The sequence below is a fragment of the Pseudomonas sp. 32_A genome (assembly GCF_017490905.1).
GTDB classification, from domain to species: Bacteria; Pseudomonadota; Gammaproteobacteria; order Pseudomonadales; family Pseudomonadaceae; genus Aquipseudomonas; species Aquipseudomonas inefficax.
Genome location: NZ_JAFGYI010000107.1, coordinates 1 through 760 on the forward strand (window position 1 = coordinate 1; position 760 = coordinate 760).

The window sequence follows — 760 nt, forward strand, 5'->3', positions numbered from 1 at the left end:
TCCCAAAGCAGAGGATCTTGCCAAGCGGCTAAAGTGAAGAACGTAATGCCTTGCCGCTACTGGGCATCGATCGATAACTGCATCAAGGAACATTGACCAAATACGGGGGCGCGCATGATCGAGAAAATCGATATCAAGAGCTTCGGATGCTTTTCCGACTTCGCATGGAACGCCGAAGTTCGAGATCACGGCAATAACGTTGCCAAATTCAAGAAGATGAATGTGATCTACGGACGAAACTACTCCGGGAAAACAACGTTATCGAGAATAATCAGATCACTCGAAACTGGATCAATCTCACCGCGCTACGCATCACCATCTTTCTCCATCACAATTTCTGGCGAAGTCATCACCAACAACAACATCCCGGCTCAGGGACACGATATACGCGTCTACAACAAAGATTTTGTTGACGAACATTTAGCTTTCTTGCGCGACGAGCAAGGACACATCTCGCCGTTCGCCGTACTAGGGTCAAAAAACAAGGAGATTGAAGTAGAGATCGACAAACTCGAAGACGAGCTAGGCAGTGTTGAAAACAAGACGGGATTAAGGCACAGCTATCAAGAGAAGAAAAAAGCGCATGCCGACAAAAAGAAGGCAGCCCAAGACGCCCAAGACGAGTTAGACAAAAAGATATTCGACAAAGCAAACAAAAATCCGACGGGCATAAAGCACAATTCGCTCTACAAAGATGCCAATTATGATGTCAGGAAACTGAAATTGGATATCAAGACCGTCCAGGATAAAAAAATTGCGC

At 45.8% G+C, this 760-nt stretch carries 1 protein-coding gene; it reads left to right on the plus strand.

What is annotated here, in order from left to right:
* Positions 1-114 precede the first annotated feature (114 nt).
* Positions 115-760, plus strand: a 646-nt coding sequence (locus J5M58_RS25800) for an AAA family ATPase (RefSeq protein WP_207880135.1), incomplete at its 3' end; no start/stop codon positions are given.